We start from the raw sequence: 17,342 nt of genomic DNA on the forward strand, positions 1-17,342 counted from the left end.
CAGAAAGCAGTCCGCTCAGCGTGCCAGCCAGACGCGGATCATGGCCCGCAGGTGGTCCATGTCCACAGGCTTGGACAGGTAATCCGAGGCGCCGGCCTCCAGGCAGGTGTCGCGGTCACCGGGCATGGCCTTGGCCGTCACGGCGATGATGGGCAGCGACGCGAACTCGGGGATGGCGCGGATGCGGCGGCTGGCCTCCAGGCCGTCCACATTCGGCATCATCACGTCCATCAGAACGACCTCGGTGTCCGGCTGGGCCTGCAGGGCCGCGATGCCCTCCAGCCCGCCTTCCGCATGGTGAACCACCGCGCCATAGACTTCGAGCGCGGCCGAGATGGCGAAAATGTTGCGCACGTCGTCGTCCACCACCAGCACCTTGCGGCCGGCCAGCACCGGGTCGTGCTGGCGGCTGCGGTCGATCAGCGCGCGCGTGGCCGGCGAGATCTTCGAAGGCCAGCGGCTGAGCAGCAGGGTGAGCTCGTCGATCAGCCGCTCGGGTGAGCTGGCGCCCTTGACGATCAGCGCCTGGGCGTTCTTCATCAAGGCCATCTCTTCCTCGCGCTCCATGTGGCGCGCGGTGTAGACGATGATGGGCGGGCACTGGGTGCCCAGGCGGTCGTTGAGCTGCTGCATCAGCTTGCCGCCATCCATGTCGGGCAGGCCCAGGTCCATCACCAGGCAGTCGATGCGGGTGCTGTCCATGGACTGCAGGGCCTCGGCGGCCGAGCCCACACCGGTGGCCTTGATGTCGCCGTTGCCGATCAGGTCGAGGATGGCGTTGCGCTGGGTGACGTCGTCCTCGACCACCAGCACGTTGCGCTGCGGCTGGGTGAGCCGGTCCAGCCGGTCGTTGATGGTGTCCTGCAGCGACTGGATGGATTCGAGTGGCAGCAGGGTGCACGAAGCCGCGCCCAGGCGCAGCGCGCGTTGCTTCTGCTCCAGATGGCACAGGGCGTGGACGCCGATGTGGCGCGTGCGGGCGTCCTGCTTGAGCTGGCTCATGGCGGTCCAGCTGGTGGCCGAGTCATCGGACAGGTCCAGCACCACCAGGGCAGGGGCGTGCGCCACGCACTGGTTGAGCAGCGCATCGCCCTGCTGCACGTGCACCAGCGACAGCTTGCGTGAGGCGGCCAGCGAGCCCAGGGCGCCTACCAGCGGCTGCTGCCGGGTGGCGACCACCAGGGCCTGGCGTTCTGCATCCAGGGTCTTGCCCGGGGCGGTGGCGCCCGGCAGGGGCGTGGGTGCCAGCGCGCCAGGGCTTTGCCGTGCCCTGGGCTCGGCGGGCGGGTGGATGGGGCTGAGGGGCGGCACCGCCGCATCGGGGGCGGTGGACGGCAGGGCACTGTCGCCGGCACCGCCGACGCCGTTGCCATTCCCATTCCCGTTCCCATTCCCGTTGGCCAGGGCGCTGGCGGGTGCCACGGTGGATTCGGTCGGGGGGCCGCCTTCGGGCAGCTCGAGCGTGAAGCGGCTTCCTTTGCCCGGCTCGCTGCGCACGGCCACCGTGCCGCCCAGCAGCCGTGCCAGCTTCATGCTGATCGACAGGCCCAGGCCGGTGCCGCCGTACTGGCGCGAGATGCCCGAATCGCCCTGCTGGAAGGCCTCGAAGATCAGCGCCTGCTTTTCGGGCGGAATGCCGATGCCGGTGTCGGACACCGTCATGGCCACGCGGGCTTGGTCCGGCGCCAGGTTGGGCACGCGCTCGATGTGCAGGGTGACGCCGCCGCGGGCGGTGAACTTGAAGGCGTTGGAGAGCAGGTTCTTCAGGATCTGCCACAGGCGGCCGGGGTCGGTGTTCAGGCCCGGGCTCAGCTGGGGGTCGAGCTCGATCTTGAAATCGAGCTGCTTGGCGTTGGCCACATGGCGGAACCCCGATTCGGCCAGCCGCACGACCTCGGCGTAATCCATGGGTTGGGGCTCGACGCGCACCTTGCCCGATTCGATCCGCGCCAGGTCCAGGATCTCGTTGATCTGCTGCAGCAGGTCGGTGCCCGACTCATGGATGGTGCGCGCGTACTGCTGCTGCTTGGGCGTCAAAGGCGTGTCGGCATCTTCAGCCAGCAGCTTGGACAGGATCAGCAGGCTGTTGAGCGGTGTGCGCAGCTCGTGCGACATGTTGGCCAGGAACTCGGACTTGAAGGCCGAGGTCTCGGACAGCTGGCGGGCCTTGAGGTCGAGCGACTGGGTGAGCTCGCGCAGTTCCTTGTTGGCCTGGTGCTGCTCTTCGTTGGCCAGGCGCAGCTCTTCCTGCTGCTCGCGCGCCAGGCGCTCGGAGGCGCGCAACTGGTCGCTCTGCAGCGCCAGCTCCTGGTTGCCTTCCTGCAGGGCCTGGCGCTGGTGCTCCAGGGTCTGGGCCAGCGCGGTCTGGGTGCGCAGGGCCTCGTCGGTGGCCTGGCGGGCCTGCAGCGTGTTGAGCACGAGGCCAAGGTCGTCGCAGAAGCGCAGCATGAACTCCTGCTGGATCCCGGTCAGGGGCTTGAGCAGCGCCACCTCGAGCACGGCGCGCACCTGGGATTCGAACACGATGGGCGCGACCACCACCTCGCGCGGGCGCGACGAGCCCAGGGCCGAATCGATGCGCAGGTGGGTCTCGGGCAGGTTCGACACCGTCAGCAGGCGGCCTTCTGCCAGGCATTGGCCGGCCAGGCCTTCACGCTGTTCGATGCGCTGGGGGGCATCGTGCGCGGCGAAGGCCGAGCAGCGCACCAGGTGCGGGTCGCCGTTGTCGTCTTCGTGGCGCAGGTAGAGCACCATCGACGGGGACTCCAGCAAGGTGGCCAGCCGCGACAGCGTGGCATCGCACACCACCTCCAGCGAGCGCCCGCCCTGGTAGATCGGGGTGAAGCCGCCCAGGCCGGACTTGACCCAGTCCTGCTCGTTGCTGGCGCGCTCGCGTTGCTCGATCTGCTCGACCATGCGGTTGAACACCGTGGCCACGCGGCCGATCTCATCCTGCGTGTGCGATTCGACGCGGTGGGTGTAATCGCCCTCGCCCACCCGCCGGGCGCCGGCTTCCAGCCGCTGCAAGGGACGCGTGATGGCCCGCACCATGGCCACGGCGATCACCAGCACCAGCACACAGGCCAGGCCGGTGCTGATCAGCACACCCTGGGTGCTGCGCTGCAGGGTGATGGCCTGCTGCTCCCGGCGTTGCTCGAGCAGTCCCCGCTCGACGCTCGCCACGGCTTCGAGCGCCTTGCGGGATGCTTCGTCCTCATGCCGCCCAGGATCGAGCAGCAACTGGTCTCTGGGAGAGTCCATGGAGGCGATCAGTTCGCCCAGGTAGGTGCCCAATGCCACCTCGGCCTTGCCCACCCGGGCCTGCTGCTCGGGGTTGTCGCGCGTGAGCATGCGCACCTGTTGCAGCGAAGAGCGTGTCTGTGCTGCGGCTTCGCGGGCGCGGTGGCGGAATTCGCTGCGCCCGCTCAGTCGCTGCGAGGCCACGCTGCTTTCCGTGCGCGCCAGCTGGGCCTTGACCTGGTCGATCTCCTGCAGGACTTCCAGCGTGTGGATCACCCAGCGGCGGTCTTCGGCGATGTCGTCCAGGCGGTCGTAGAAGAACCAGCCGACCGCCAGCAGGGCCAGCAGTGCGGGCAAAAAACTCAGTCCCAGCTTGTTGGCAATGGAGAGTCTCATCCACCATCCCCGCGTTATTTTGTGATCAGGCCATCATAGGCCGATGTCTCGCTCGGAGGGCGTGATTCGTGCGCGGGGGGCGCCGCCTGTGTTGAACAGATCACACCGGGGTGTCAGCCTAACTCCACGGCGCCGTCCGAGATGGCAATGGGGGCTTGGGAGGCCCTGAAAGCTTGCGCATGCACCGGCTCAGGTCGGCAGCCCGTGCCGGGCCCGGGCCTTGAGGCACTGTGCATCGCCCGGCATCACCTCGCGGCAGGGGGAGGGGCGCTGGGCATAGATGGTGCAGCCCACCGACTCGCCGACCCGGCCTTGAAGGGCTGCGCAGTGCGGCTGGCGTGCGTGGGTGCCTTGCATGCACAGCAGGTGGGGGCTGACAGGCTCGGTCAGTGCGGCCGGCACCCCGAGTGACCGCGGGTCGTGCTCGCCCTGGGCCTCCGTCCAGTAGAACGAGACGCGAAAGCTCGCACAGCAGGCGCCGCAGCGCTGGCAGTCGAAGGCCGGGTCCATGGGATTGAGCAATGCAAAGAAGGGAGGGAGGCGCCGATGTTAGAGCCGCTGGCGGTCCGGTGATCCCGCACCACCGATGTGGGCATTGCCTGACAGCGCTTTGGGCCGATGCCGACGGCGCTTCTGTCAGCCGTGCGCCACCATGTCTTCACCGCTGCCAAGCTTTTTCGGACAGCCAAGAAAGGACCACATCATGAACGCAAGTCGCATCATCGGGATCGTGTTGCTGGTGGCCGGCGCCATCGCGCTGGCCATGGGCACCTTCAGCTACACCAAGGAAACGCACAAGGGCCAATTGGGCCCCATCGAGCTCTCTGTCGATGAAAAGCGCGACGTCGCCATTCCGACCTGGGCCGCCGTGGCCGTGATCGTGGTGGGTGGCGCGCTGGTGGCCGTGGGCGGCAAGCGCCGCTGAGGCTGGGCTGACCCGGCCCGCTTGGCTCAGGGCGCCAGCCCGCAGCCGCGCAGCACCATGGTCAGCACGTGCTGGGTGGCACGTTGCTGATCGGCCGCCGTCAAGGGCGCGCCCTGCGACAGCACGGCGCGCACCTGCACGTCGAAATCGGCATAGGTCTGGGTGGCGGCCCAGATCGTGAAGAACAGGTGGGTGCTGTCGACCGGGGCCATGCGCCCGGCGGCGATCCAGCCATCGATCACGCGGGCCTTGTCCACCACCATCGCCCGCAACCCGGTCTGCAGCGCCGGCCCGGCCACCGGGGCGCCGTGCAGCAGTTCGTTGGCGAACACGCGCGAGGCATCGGGCCGCTCGGCCGACAGGGCCATCTTCAGGCGGATGTAGCTGCCCAGGGCATCGGCCGGGTCGGCCTCGGGCGTGATGGCGTCCAGCGGCGACAGCCAGTCGTGCAGCACGGCATCGAGCACGGCGCGGTACAGATCGCGCTTGCTGCCGAAGTAGTAGTGCAGGTTGGCCTTGGGCAGGCCGGCATCTTCCGCGATGTCGGCCATCGTGGCGCCTTCGAAGCCGGCGCGTGCGAACACGCGCTCGGCCGCCCGCAGGATGGCCGATTCATTGGCCTGGCGGATCTGCCCCTGGCGGGGCTGCATCGGCCGGGCCCCGTCAGAGGTGGATGTGCGCATGGGCGCTTATTTTGCCGCGGCGTCCCACACCAGGTGGCTCATGGCGGCCTTGCCCGGGTCCTTCTTGATCACGGGCGAGCTGCCACCGGCCATCAGCACCTTCACTGTGCGCTCGTACGCGGCCGGGTCCAGGTAGCCGATCTTGGGCGTGTTGGCGTTGCTGATCAGCTTGGCCACGTTCTCCATCTGGCGCTTCTGCACGGCCAGGGTGGCGCTGCCCGAGGTGTCGTTGGCCACCACGATCTTGGCGGCGGCTTCCGGGTCCTTCACGGCATCGTTCCAGCCCTTGAAGCTGGCTTTGAGGAACTTGGCCATCTTGGCCACGAAGGCCTTGTCCTTGAGGTTGCTGGCCAGCACGTACAGGCCGTCTTCGAGCGAGGCCACGCCCTGGTCCTGGTAGAAGAAGGTGACCAGGTCGGTTTCCTTCACGCCCGCGTCGATCACCTGCCAGTACTCGTTGTAGATCATCGTGGAGATGCAGGCGGCCTGGTTCTGCAGCAGCGGGTCCACATTGAAGCCCTGCTTGAGGATGGTGACATCGGTGCCCGGCTTGAGGCCCAGCTTGCCCATCCAGTTCAGGAAGGGGTATTCATTGCCGCCGTACCAGACGCCCAGGGTCTTGCCCTTGAAATCCTTCGGGCTGCTCACGCCGCTGGCCTTCTTGCAAGTGAGCATCAGGCCCGACTTGTCGAACACCTGGGCGATGTTGACCAGCGGCACGCCGGCCTCGCGTGCGGCCAGCGCATCGGGCATCCAGTTCACGATCACGTCGGCCGACTTGCCGGCGATCACCTGCACGGGCGAGATGTCGGGGCCGCCGGGCTTGATGGTCACGTCCAGGCCGGCGTCCTTGTAGTAGCCCTTGGCCTGCGCCACGTAGTAGCCGGCGAACTGGGCCTGGGGCACCCATTTCAGTTGCAGCGTGACCTTCTCTGCGGCGTGGGCGGCCGGCGATGCCAGGCCCACCGCGCAGGCCAGCGCGAGCAGCCCGCGGTGGTACAGCGCGGGCAGGCGCGACAGACTGGGGCGTGTGGTGATCGAACGGTTCATCAACGGGCTCCTTCGTGTGGGGCAAAGCAAGGGGGGACCAGAAACAGGAAGGCCGCGCAGCCTAGGGCTGCTCATGACGCGGCGCGCACCGAGGGGTGCCAGAAGTTGACGCGGCGCTCCAGCGCCGCCAGCAGGGCAAACAGGATGGATCCGACCACGCTGGCCACCACGATGGCGGCCCACACCAGCGGCATGTTCAGGCGCGAGGCCTCGGTGGAGATGCGAAAGCCCAGGCCCACCGTGGGCGAGCCGAAGAACTCGGCCACGATGGCGCCGATCAGGGCCAGCGTGGCATTGACCTTCAGCGCGCTGAAGATGAAGGGCAGGGCCGCGGGCAGCCGCAGGCTGAGCAGCGTGCGCTGGTAGCCGGCCGCATAGGCGTGCATCAGCTCGCGCTCAAGCCTGCCGGTGGCCTGCAGGCCGGCCAGCGTGCTGATCAGGGCCGGGAAGAAGGTCATCAAGGTGACCACGGCGGCCTTGGACGGCCAGTCGAAGCCGAACCACATCACGGCGATGGGGGCCACGCCCACGAGCGGCACTGTGCTGCTCAGCGAGGCCACGGGCAGCAGGCCGCGCTGCAGGAAAGGCAGCCGGTCGATGGCGATGCCGGTGAGAACGCCCAGGCCGCTTCCCAGCACGTAGCCGACCAGCACGGCCTTGAGCACGGTCTGCACCAGGTCGCCGCCCAGCGTGCCGGCGTGCTCCCACAGTGCCACGGCGATGGCCGATGGGGCCGGCAGCAGCACGCGCGGTACGCCGAAGCCGGTCACCAGCAGTTCCCAGAACAGCAGGGCCCAGGCCCCGAACACACCGGCCGTGAACCAGGCCGAGAGGGACCCTAAGGCCGAAGGCAAGGCCAGGCGCGCGACGCGGCGCACACCGACCACGGCCAGCAGCGCCAGCGCGGCGGTGGCCAGCCAGTAGCCACTGCCCGGCGTGCTGACCTGGTCGGTGGGGGTGATGGCGAGCAGTGCCCCCGCGCCGATGCCGCTCAGGGCGACCAGGCCCAGGGTGCGTGCCGCGCCGGGTGTGGACCACAGCGCCCACAGGGCCGACAGCAGCAGCGCCCCGATGGCGGCGCCTTGCGTCAGCAGCAGCGTGGGGGTGGCCGCCGGGCCGCCCACCTGCCACCAGCGCATCGGGGCCAGCGGATCGGCCTCGCCCACGTCCTGCATCAGCACGGGGAAGTTGAGCGACAGCAGCAGCAGGGCCAGGGCCATCACCGCGCCGATGGCGCCCACCGCGATCTGCGGCGGCGCGGTGGCCGGGGTGGCGCTCATGCGCGGCCTCCCGTGGCCTGGGTGCGGCGGCCCAGCGCCAGCATTTCCACGCCGCGCACCGCGGCGGTCAGCACCAGGCCAAGCACGGCGGCCATCAGCAGCGCCGACCAGATCTGCACCGTGTTGCCGTAGTACGAGCCGGTCAGCAGCCGAGCGCCCAACCCGGCCTGTGCGCCGGTGGGCAGCTCGGCCACGATGGCGCCCACCAGCCCGGCCGCGATGCCCACCCGCAGGGCCGGAAACAGGAAGGGCAGGGAGGCTGGCAGGCGCAGCCACCACAGGGCCTGAGCCCGCGTGGCCGCGTAGGTGTGCATCAGTTCGTTCTCGATCATCTGCGGTGCGCGCAGGCCCTGCACCATCGCCACCGTCACGGGGAAGAAGCACAGGTACATCGCGATCACGGCCTTGGGCAGGGTGCCGGTGAAGCCCAGGCTGCCCAGCACGATCAGCACGATGGGCGCGACCGCCAGCACGGGCACGGTCTGCGAGGCCACGATCCAGGGCAGCAGCGCGCGCTCCAGCGTGCGCGAGTGCACGATCAGCACGGCCAGCAGCAGGCCCAGCGCCGTGCCCATCGCGAAGCCCGCCAGGGTGGCCTCGGCCGTGACGCCCGCGTGGTAGAGCAGGTTGCGGGGCGAACCCACCGGCCAGTCCACCAGGCTGGACCACAGGTCACGCGCCACCTGGTGCGGTGCGGGCAGCACGGGCCGCTGCTGCGACCACGTGGCCGCCACCAGCTCACGCCAGGTCCAGCCGCCGTGCAGCTCGCGCTCGATGGCGCCAGGGGCGTTCAGCCACACGGCGCCCAGGTACCACAGCGCCAGCAGCAGCGTGCTCACCAGCAGCACCGGGCCGGTGTGACGGGTGGCACGCTGCAGCATCGGGTTCATCGCGGCGCGGCCCTCAATGCCCGTGGCCATCGGCCAGGGCCTCGCGCACCTCGTGCGCCAGCGCGGTGAACTCGGGCGTGTCGCGCAGGGCCAGCGTGCGCTCGGCCGGCAGCGTCGATTCGATCACCTTGACAATGCGGCCCGGCCGGGGCGACATCACCACGATGCGCGTGGACAGGTACACCGCCTCGGCGATCGAGTGCGTCACGAACACCACCGTGCGCTGTTCGCGCAACCACAGCTGCTGCAGCTGCTCGTTGAGGCCGTCGCGCGTGATCTCGTCGAGTGCGCCGAAGGGCTCGTCCATCATCAGCAGCTTGGGCTCGAAGCCCAGCGCCCGCGCGATGGACACGCGTTGCTGCATGCCGCCAGAGAGCTGCCACGGGTACTTCTTCTCGAAGCCGGTGAGGCCCACGCGGGCCAGTTGTTCCAGCGCGATGGACCGGCAGGTCTCGGGCGGCTTGCCCTGGATCTGCAGCGGCAGCATCACGTTGGACAGCACCGTGCGCCAGGGCAGCAGGGCCGGCGCCTGGAACACGTAGCCATAGGCGCGTGCCAGGCGTGCGTCGTGGGGGCTCAGGCCATTGACCAGAACCTCGCCGCTGGTGATGGGCTCCAGGTCGGCGATCACGCGCAGCAGGGTGGTCTTGCCGCAGCCTGATGGCCCGATCAAAGACACGAATTCACCCGGCTGGATGTCCAGGCTCACTTCGTTCAGGGCGCGCACCGGCGTGTCTGCAGCCGGGTAGACCACGCTGGCCTGCCGCACCGACACGGCGGCCCTGCTCGAGCCGGTGCGCGGCACGGCCGCCAGCGTGGGCGGGCTCTTGGGCAAGGGGGCGAGCGGCTCCGGAGCGTTCATGGTGGGTTGAAAGTTGACCGACTGGTCAGGTTTCGACGAACACCTGGAAGCGAGTTCCGTGCCATGCCCCCTGCACGGAATAGCCCTTCCATGCACCGGCTTGGGGACGTGCCCGTGCAGCATCAAGCGAAGTTTTGTAGGATGTTCCTCACAGTGAGTCGCTTGCCGCGCTGACATCCCGCTCGAGCCCCGATCCATAGACTGGGTTTCATCGTGTCGTCAACGTGATCCTGGAGAACCAGCATGGGCAGCAGCAATCCTCAGTACCTCGGCAAGTTCCAACGCGGCGTCGTGTCCGCCGATGGCCTCGGCGGCCAGCGCGGCGAAGAGCGTGACAGCCGCTCGTCGTCCAAGCGTTCGAAGCGCCTGGCTGCCAACCCCCGCCGCGTGATCGCTGAAAGCCTGCGCCGCCAGGACGCGGACCAGGAAATCCGCAATCTGGGCCGGTGGTGAGCGTGGCGGAGCCGGGCTGTCGTCGCACATGGCAGGACCGGTTCGCCGCGGTGCGGGCTCACTCCCGCTGGCTCACGCAGCCACTGTCTGTTGAAGACCACCAGTTGCAATCCATGCCGGACGCGAGCCCGGCCAAGTGGCATCTGGCGCACACCACCTGGTTCTTCGAAACCCTGGTGCTCAGGCCCCATGCGCCCGGCTACCAGGTGTTCGATCCGACCTACGCCTATCTCTTCAACTCCTACTACGAGGCGCTGGGCCCCCGACATCCGCGCCCACAGCGTGGCGTGCTCAGCCGACCCTCGCTGGACGAGGTGTGGGCCTACCGCACCCATGTGGACGAGGCCGTGGCGCGCCTGGCCCGCGATGCCGATGCGGACACCTGGGCGCAGGTGGTGGGCACGCTGGAGTTGGGGCTGCACCATGAGCAGCAGCACCAGGAGCTGATCCTCACCGACATCCTGCATGCGTTCTCGCTGAACCCCTTGGGGCCGGTGTACCGGCCTGCGCAAGAGGCTGGTGTCTTGCTGGGCGCGTCGCATGGCGCACGCGGTGGGGTTGACGAACCCAACGGTGCCGCCTGGCTGCGCCTCGGCGGTGGCCTCACCCACATCGGCCATGAGGGTGAGGGCTTCGCCTTCGACAACGAGCAGCCCCGCCACGCCGTGTGGTTGCGGCCCTTTGAGTTGGCGGCGCGCCCCGTCACCGTGCGCGAGCACCTGGCCTTCATTGAAGAGGGCGGCTACCGAGACGCACGCTGGTGGCTCAGCGATGGCTGGGCCTGCGTGCAGGCCCAGGGCTGGGAGGCGCCGGGCTATTGGCGTGCGGCATCGGATGGTGGCGAGGGGTGGCAGGTGTTCGGCCTGCACGGCTGGCAGGCCCTGGACCTCGATGCCCCCGTCAGCCACCTCAGCTTCTACGAGGCCGATGCCCATGCCCGCTGGGCCGGGGCCCGCCTGCCCACCGAGTTCGAATGGGAAGCCGCGCTGAACACCGTATCCAGCGGATCCGGCCAGGTCTGGGAATGGACCGCGTCACCCTATACCGCCTACCCGGGCTTCCAGCCCACGCCCGGGGCGGCCGCTGAATACAACGGCAAGTTCATGGTCAACCAGATCGTGCTGCGCGGCGGCAGCCGCCTGTCGCCGCCGGGGCACCTGCGCCCCACCTACCGCAACTTCTTTCCGCCGGCCACCCGCTGGCAATGCGCCGGCCTGAGGCTGGCGCGTGATGCGTCATGAGCGCGCCCACGTCCTGATGACCCCGTCGACATCCCGCTGACACGAAAAACCACCCCTGCAGTACCCGACAAGGAGACTCATCCATGAGCGCATTGCTGCAGCCCGACCTCCACCCCGCGCGGTCGGTCTTCGCCCATGACCTGCTGGCCGGCCTGCGCCAGCGCCAGAAAAGCCTGTCGCCCAAGTACTTCTACGACGAGCGCGGCTCGGCCCTGTTCGACCTGATCTGCGACCTGGACGAGTACTACCCCACCCGCACCGAAACCGCGCTGCTGCGCCGCCATGCGGGTGACATCGCCGCCAAGGTGGGCCCGCACGCCGACATCGTGGAGTTCGGTGCCGGCTCGCTCGCCAAGATCCGCCTGCTGCTGCCGGCCTTGCAGGCGCCCCGGCGCTTCCTGCCGCTCGACATCTCGGCCGATTACCTGCAGCGCCAGGCCGCCCTGCTGCGCGCGGATTTCCCGGGCCTGATCGTGCAGCCCCTGGCCGGTGATTTCTCCGGGCCGATGACGTTGCCGCCGCTGGCCGAGGGCGCCGCGCGCCGCGTGGGCTTCTTCCCGGGCTCGTCGCTGGGCAACTTCAATCCGGCCGAGGCCCTGGCCTTCCTGCGCCAGTGCGCCACCTTGCTGGCCGGCGGCGGCCTGCTGATCGGCATCGACCTGGTCAAGGCGCCGGAGCGCCTGCACCGGGCCTACAACGACGCGGCCGGTGTCACGGCGGCGTTCAACAAGAACCTGCTGCTGCGCGCCAACCACGAGCTCGAGGCCGATTTCGACCTGGACGCCTTCGACCACTACGCCTACTACCACCCCGGCCTGCAGCGCATCGAGATGCACCTGCTCAGCCGCAAGGCGCAGCGCGTGCACGTGTGCGGTGAGCCCGTCGATTTTGCGCAGGGCGAATCCATCCACACCGAGAACTCCTACAAGTTCACCGTGCCGGGCTTCCAGGCGCTGGCGCTGCAGGCGGGGCTGTTGCCCGCGGCGGTGTGGTGTGACGAGGACGCGCTGTTCAGCCTGCATTGGCTGGTGGCGCCCACAGAGCCGGTCTGACCGCACTTGGGGCCCGGTCGCTGGCCTGTCAGCGGCTGCCGACGCCTCAAACCGGCATCGCCGACAGCGGGGCGGGGCATTGCCCGCTCTGCAAGCCCTGCTGCCCACCCTAAGCTGACCTCCATGCTGCCCCAGAGGCAGCCGACGGCTTTTCACATGGAGGTGTCATCATGAGCCAACAATTGATGCACGCTTTTTTCGGCGAACGCTCGCTCACCAAAGTGGCCGGCGTGTTCAGTGGCCGGGCCCAGGCCGAACAGGCGGCCCGGCGCCTGACCCACAACTCTGGCTTCGGCAGCGATCAGGTGAAGGTGCTCGAGCCTCTTGATGGCGACTGGACGCGCGCTGATGTGCTGTCCAGCAAGATGGAGCCCGAGGACCGGGGCATCTGGAGCACCATCATCCGTGCCCACGTGCTGGCCGGTGTCATTGGCTTCCTGTTGGGCGCGGCGCTGTGCCTGGTCATGTGGCTGGCAGGACAGCCTGGCGTGCGCTCCACGCCGGGCATCGCCCTGGTGGCCATGACGGGCTTTGGCACCACCTTCGGGCTGTTGGTCGGCGGCCTGCTGTCCATGCGGCCGGACCATGGCCACGTGATCGCGCAGGTGCGCCAGTACCTGCGCCAGGGCCGCTGGGCCGTGGTGGCCCACCCGGACAACCCGGAGCAGGTGGCCAGCGCCGAAAGCACCCTGAAGGATGGCAGCGAGCGCGTGATGCGCACCCTGTGAGGACTATGCACGCCATCGAAACTCCCTATCCGCGCGCTGCGCACGGGCGGCCGAGTCGTGCTACATTTGGAGGCATGAACTCGGCTCGCTTTTATTTTGCGTACTTTCAACTCCCGCCTCAGTCCGGCGCAGGAGTGGCAAGCGCGTAGGCCCGCCACACAAGTTCCTGAAGACCGCCGGAGTCCCCGGCGGTTTTTTTTCGACCTCCTCAGAACCCCCGTCCCGCCCTTCAACAAGCCTCCACGAGAGCCTTCACGAAAGCCTCACCATGACCCAAAGCAGCGCCTCCGCAGGCTGGGAACCGCCCGCGGACAAGACCTCCAAGACCGATGACGAACGCATCCGCAACGTCACGCCCCTGCCGCCGCCAGAGCACCTGATCCGCTTCTTCCCGATCCGCGGCACGGCCGTCGAGACCCTGGTGTCCGACACCCGCCGGGCCATCCGCCGGATCGTGTCCGGCGAGGACGACCGACTGCTGGTGATCATCGGCCCCTGCTCGATCCACGACCCGGCCGCCGCGGTGGAATACGCCCGCAAGCTGCTGAAAGCCCGCGAAAAGTACGCCGGTACGCTCGAGATCGTGATGCGCGTGTACTTCGAGAAACCGCGCACCACCGTGGGCTGGAAGGGCCTGATCAACGATCCTTACCTCGACGAGAGCTTCAAGATCGACGAAGGCCTGCGCATGGCGCGCCACCTGCTGCTGCAGATCAACCAGCTGGGCATGCCGGCCGGCAGCGAGTTCCTCGATGTGATCTCGCCGCAGTACATCGGCGACCTGATCAGCTGGGGCGCCATCGGCGCGCGCACCACCGAAAGCCAGGTGCACCGCGAGCTGTCCTCGGGCCTGAGCGCGCCCATTGGCTTCAAGAACGGCACCGACGGCAACATCAAGATCGCCACCGACGCCATCCAGGCCGCCGCACGCCCGCACCACTTCCTGTCGGTGCACAAGAACGGCCAGGTCGCCATCGTCGAGACGGCGGGCAACCCCGATTGCCACGTGATCCTGCGTGGCGGCAAGGGCCCCAACTACGACGCCGAGAGTGTGGCCGCCGCATGCAGGGATCTGGAGGCTGCCAAGCTGCACCCCTCGCTGATGGTCGACTTCTCGCACGCCAACAGCTCCAAGCAGCACGAGCGCCAGGTCGTGGTGGCCGAGGACATCGCTGGCCAGGTGGCCGGTGGTTCGCGCCGCGTCTTCGGCGTGATGGTGGAAAGCCACCTGTGCGCCGGTGCCCAGAAGTTCACGCCAGGCAAGGACGATCCGTCCAAGCTGACTTACGGCCAGAGCATCACCGATGCCTGCATCGGCTGGGACGATTCCGAGCGCGTGCTCGAGATCCTGAGCACGGCCGTGCAGGCCCGTCGCCAGGGTTGACCCGGGGCTGACCCCTGCCTGGGTGGCGCCCCCGTGACGAAGGGGGGCGCCGGGCCACCGTGACGGGTCGGCTTGCGCTACCGTGTGGTGATCACCGCTGTGCGAACCATGCCATCCGTCCATCCCGCCTCTCCCGCCCTGCCCACCGTGGTGCACCACCATGTCGTTTGACGACCGGGCCGCCCGCCTGCGTGAACAGCTCGCCAGCTTCGTGCGCTTCGACGAGCCGCGCTACCTGGCGGCGCAACTGGCCCTGGTCAACCGCAACATGCCGGTCGGCATGCTGGCCACCCTCGTCATCACCGTGCTGTTCTCGGGCATGCACTTCCGGCTGGCGGGCGATCCACGCGTGATTGGCTGGGCGATGGCGTCCGGTCTGGTCGGCTTGGCGGGCCTGCTGGTCTACCGGATGCGCCCTCGGGCACAAGCATCTCCCCAGGCTTTCACACGCCATGCCCGCCTGCTGGTGATGGTGGCGCTGGTGCTGGGCGGGATGTGGGGCTTTTTCGCCTGGGTGTTCATGAAGACGCCCGAGCCGCACACCACCAACCTGGTGATCGGCGCCCTGGCCGGGCTGAACGCCGGCGGCATGGTGCTGTTCTGCGCGGTGCTGCCCCTGTCCTTCATCTTCCTGATCACCAGCGTGACGCCGGTGGCCCTGGTGCTGCTGGGCTCGGGTGTGCCGGCCGACCAGCTGATGGGCCTGGCCACGCTCACCTACATGGTGACCATGCTGGGCTTTGGCTACCAGGCTGCGCGCTCGGTGCGCCAGTCCATCGACCTGCGCTTCGTCAACGCCGACTTGGTCGAGCGCCTGCGCGACCAGACGCAGCGCGCCGTCGAGGCCCGCCAGGTGGCCGAAGACGCCCTGCTCGATGCCGAGGGCGCGAACCGCGCCAAGGGCGTGTTCCTGGCCGCGGCCAGCCACGATCTGCGGCAACCGCTTCACGCGCTGGGCCTGTTCGCCGGCACGCTGGCCGGCACCGGGCTCTCTGGCCGTCAGCGGGCCCTGCTGGGCCAGATCGACGCCTCGGCCCAGGCGGCCTGCGACATGCTCGGCACGCTGCTGGATTTCTCCAAGGTGGACGCGGGCGTGGTGACGCCCCGCCCGCACCCCTTCGCGCTGCAACCCATGCTGGACCGCCTGGTGCAGGAGTTCACCCCCGAGGCGCAGGTCCACGGCCTGAGCCTGCGCAGCCGCCCGACGCCCGCCGTGGCCCTGGCCGACCTGGCCCTGGTCGAGCGCATCGTGCGCAACCTGCTGAGCAATGCCTTGCGCTACACCGAGCGGGGCGGGGTGCTGGTGGGCTGCCGCCTGCGGGGCGCGCGCGGCGAGCGCGTGGTGATCGAGGTGTGGGACACCGGCGTGGGCATTCCCCGCCACCAGCAGAAAGCGATCTTCCAGGAGTTCCACCAGCTGGGCAATGCCGAGCGCGACCGCCGCAAGGGCCTGGGCCTGGGGCTGGCCATCGTCGACGGGCTGGCCCGGGCGATGAGCGTCTCCGTCACCGTGGCCTCGGTGCCGGGGCGAGGCTCGGTGTTCCGGTTGGTGCTGCCCCGCAGCCGCGATGCCGTGATGCCGGCCCCGACGCCCCTGGCCTACGAAGGCGATCTGGGTGGCGCACGCGTGCTGGTGGTCGACGACGACGAAGCGGTGCGCAGCGCCATGGCCGACCTGCTCACGCAGTGGGGCGCCTGGTGCGAGGTGGCCGAGTCAGGCCCCGAGGCCGAGGCCCTGCTGGCGCGTTTCATGCCCCAGGTGGTGCTGGCCGATTACCGCTTGCGGGGGCCCAGCAATGGCCGCGAGGTGATCGAGCGGGTGCGCCTGCATGCCCGCCGCGCGATCCCCGGGGTGCTGGTCACGGGGGACACCTCGGCCGAGCGCCTGCGCGAGGCCCAGGCCAGCGGCGCGGTGCTGCTGCACAAGCCGGTGCCGGCCGCGCAGCTGCACGCCGTGCTGGCCGATCTGCTGCGGGTGGAGCGCCTGTCGGGTGGCGCTCAGGTCGACACCGCGGGCCGGCGCAGCTGAATCAGCAGCAGGCTCAGCGCCAGCACACCCAGCCACAGGCCTTGCCCGGCCACGCCGTGGTGGTCGAACACCCAGCCGCTGACCAGCGGTCCCAGCGCCCCGCCGGCCGTGTAGCCGGCGATCATGGCCGAGGTGCCGGCCAGGGCGGAGGTGTCGGCAAAGTCATGCGCCACGCGGATCATGCTGAGCGTGTAGAGCGCACCGCCGACGGCCCCCCAGGCCATGGCGCACACCCAGATCAGCACCGGCCAGTGCGTGGCCTGCGTGAAGGCCAGGCCACTGAGCACCAGCAGGGCCGCGCCCCCGGCGAACAGCCGGCGCGGCGGCAGGTGGTCGGCCAGCCAGCCCGTGGGGTACTGCAGCAGGAAGCTGCCCACGCCCAGGGCCCCGGCGATGGAGGTGGCCGCGGCCAGGTTCAGGCCGGTCTGCGAGCCATACGCCGTGGTGACCGAGCCCAGGCCCACCTCGAACACGCCGCCCACGATGGCGGCCCACACCAGCGAGGGCCGAAAACGCAGCGCGCTCAGGATGCCCATGGTGGGGCCACCCTCGTGCATGGCCTTGAGGGCCGTCACGCTGGCCGGCCCCGTGACCAGCAGGGCCAGGGCCAGGGCGGCCGCGGCCACCCCATTGGCCTGCAGCGAGTCGATGCCGGTCACGCCCGGCAGCAGCGGCCCCGCGGCCATGGCCGCACCCAGCGTGGCCTGGTACAGGCCCGTGAGGCGCCCGCGATGCGAGGCCGGCACGTTGTGCGCGATCAGCGCCTCGGTGGCGTTCCAGGCCGCGGCCGCACCGATGCCGGCCAGCAGCCCGAACAGGCACCAGGCCACGTAGGCATCGGTCACCAGGTAGCCCAGGCAGGCGACCAGCTCCAGCACCAGGCCGATGCGGTAGGCCTGGCCCACCCCGATGCGCGCGAACAGGCGCGGCACCAGTGGCACCAGCAGCGCCACGCTGATGAAGGGCAGCATGGCCACCAGGCCGATGGCCGTGTTGCTGGCGCCAGCGGTCTGCAGGCGCACGGCCAGCACAGGGTTGAGCAGGCTGTAGCTCAGCACCACCAGCATGGTGCCCAGCATCACGCGGCCCAGACCGGGCGGCAGATGGCGCGTCAAGCGCGCCAGGGAAG

The 17,342-nt window shown here is 69.3% G+C and carries 15 protein-coding genes; 7 read left to right on the forward strand and 8 right to left on the reverse strand.

Translation table 11 applies throughout. The features are described from left to right. Positions 1–15 precede the first annotated feature (15 nt). Positions 16–3,636, reverse strand: coding sequence for a response regulator (locus EIP75_RS24840; RefSeq protein WP_125242643.1), 3,621 nt, complete (start codon positions 3,634–3,636; stop codon positions 16–18). A gap of 189 nt (positions 3,637–3,825) precedes the next feature. After that, entirely contained in the window at positions 3,826–4,146 is a 321-nt protein-coding gene (locus EIP75_RS07515) for a YkgJ family cysteine cluster protein (protein WP_125242644.1), read from the reverse strand. Positions 4,147–4,339: 193 nt separating this feature from the next. Between EIP75_RS07515 and EIP75_RS07520 the strand changes: the two genes are divergently transcribed. Beyond that, positions 4,340–4,561, forward strand: coding sequence for a hypothetical protein (locus EIP75_RS07520; RefSeq protein WP_125242645.1), 222 nt, complete (start codon positions 4,340–4,342; stop codon positions 4,559–4,561). 26 nt (positions 4,562–4,587) lie between these two features. Here the strand turns inward: EIP75_RS07520 and EIP75_RS07525 are convergent, their stop codons facing one another. From EIP75_RS07525 to EIP75_RS07545, 5 genes are all read right to left on the reverse strand, one after another. Further along, a complete protein-coding gene (locus EIP75_RS07525; RefSeq protein WP_125242646.1) occupies positions 4,588–5,244 on the reverse strand; it encodes a TetR/AcrR family transcriptional regulator in 657 nt (218 codons plus the stop codon). A 6-nt stretch (positions 5,245–5,250) separates the two neighbouring features. Next, on the reverse strand, positions 5,251–6,294 hold the full coding sequence (locus EIP75_RS07530; RefSeq protein ID WP_125242647.1) for an ABC transporter substrate-binding protein: 1,044 nt from the start codon (positions 6,292–6,294) through the stop codon (positions 5,251–5,253). A gap of 71 nt (positions 6,295–6,365) precedes the next feature. Then, on the reverse strand, positions 6,366–7,574 hold the full coding sequence (locus tag EIP75_RS07535) for an ABC transporter permease (protein WP_233584737.1): 1,209 nt from the start codon (positions 7,572–7,574) through the stop codon (positions 6,366–6,368). Continuing rightward, complete coding sequence (locus EIP75_RS07540) at positions 7,571–8,494, reverse strand: ABC transporter permease (RefSeq protein ID WP_233584738.1); 924 nt, start codon at positions 8,492–8,494, stop codon at positions 7,571–7,573. Before EIP75_RS07540 ends, EIP75_RS07535 begins: the two co-directional genes overlap by 4 nt. After that, positions 8,478–9,326: an ABC transporter ATP-binding protein gene (locus tag EIP75_RS07545; RefSeq protein WP_125242648.1), complete on the reverse strand. Its 849-nt coding sequence runs from the start codon at positions 9,324–9,326 to the stop codon at positions 8,478–8,480. Before EIP75_RS07545 ends, EIP75_RS07540 begins: the two co-directional genes overlap by 17 nt. 243 nt (positions 9,327–9,569) lie before the next feature. On the opposite strand from EIP75_RS07545, the gene EIP75_RS07550 reads away from it, so the two are divergent. The 6 genes from EIP75_RS07550 (at position 9,570) to EIP75_RS07575 (ending at position 16,213) form a co-directional block, all read left to right on the forward strand. Continuing rightward, positions 9,570–9,779, forward strand: coding sequence for a hypothetical protein (locus tag EIP75_RS07550; RefSeq protein WP_125242649.1), 210 nt, complete (start codon positions 9,570–9,572; stop codon positions 9,777–9,779). Beyond that, the gene (gene egtB / locus EIP75_RS07555; RefSeq protein ID WP_420797152.1) at positions 9,773–11,020 is read left to right on the forward strand and encodes an ergothioneine biosynthesis protein EgtB; all 1,248 of its coding nucleotides are present in this window, start codon (positions 9,773–9,775) and stop codon (positions 11,018–11,020) included. The genes EIP75_RS07550 and egtB overlap by 7 nt, the downstream gene beginning before the upstream one ends. An 83-nt stretch (positions 11,021–11,103) precedes the next feature. Continuing rightward, entirely contained in the window at positions 11,104–12,072 is a 969-nt protein-coding gene (gene egtD / locus EIP75_RS07560; RefSeq protein ID WP_125242651.1) for an L-histidine N(alpha)-methyltransferase, read from the forward strand. A 170-nt stretch (positions 12,073–12,242) separates the two neighbouring features. Beyond that, complete coding sequence (locus EIP75_RS07565; RefSeq protein ID WP_125242652.1) at positions 12,243–12,800, forward strand: hypothetical protein; 558 nt, start codon at positions 12,243–12,245, stop codon at positions 12,798–12,800. 268 nt (positions 12,801–13,068) lie between these two features. Beyond that, a complete protein-coding gene (locus EIP75_RS07570) occupies positions 13,069–14,184 on the forward strand; it encodes a 3-deoxy-7-phosphoheptulonate synthase (RefSeq protein ID WP_125242653.1) in 1,116 nt (371 codons plus the stop codon). A 160-nt stretch (positions 14,185–14,344) separates the two neighbouring features. Then, positions 14,345–16,213: an ATP-binding response regulator gene (locus tag EIP75_RS07575; protein WP_125242654.1), complete on the forward strand. Its 1,869-nt coding sequence runs from the start codon at positions 14,345–14,347 to the stop codon at positions 16,211–16,213. Here EIP75_RS07575 and EIP75_RS07580 read toward each other — a convergent pair. Continuing rightward, positions 16,183–17,328 (reverse strand): MFS transporter, encoded by a 1,146-nt coding sequence (locus tag EIP75_RS07580; protein WP_125242655.1) that lies wholly within the window; start codon positions 17,326–17,328, stop codon positions 16,183–16,185. The two genes, EIP75_RS07575 and EIP75_RS07580, sit on opposite strands and share 31 nt — an antisense overlap. Between the last annotated feature and the right edge of the window lie 14 nt (positions 17,329–17,342).

Origin of the sequence: Aquabacterium soli (assembly GCF_003933735.1) — a bacterium.
Taxonomy (GTDB): domain Bacteria; phylum Pseudomonadota; class Gammaproteobacteria; order Burkholderiales; family Burkholderiaceae_C; genus Aquabacterium; species Aquabacterium soli.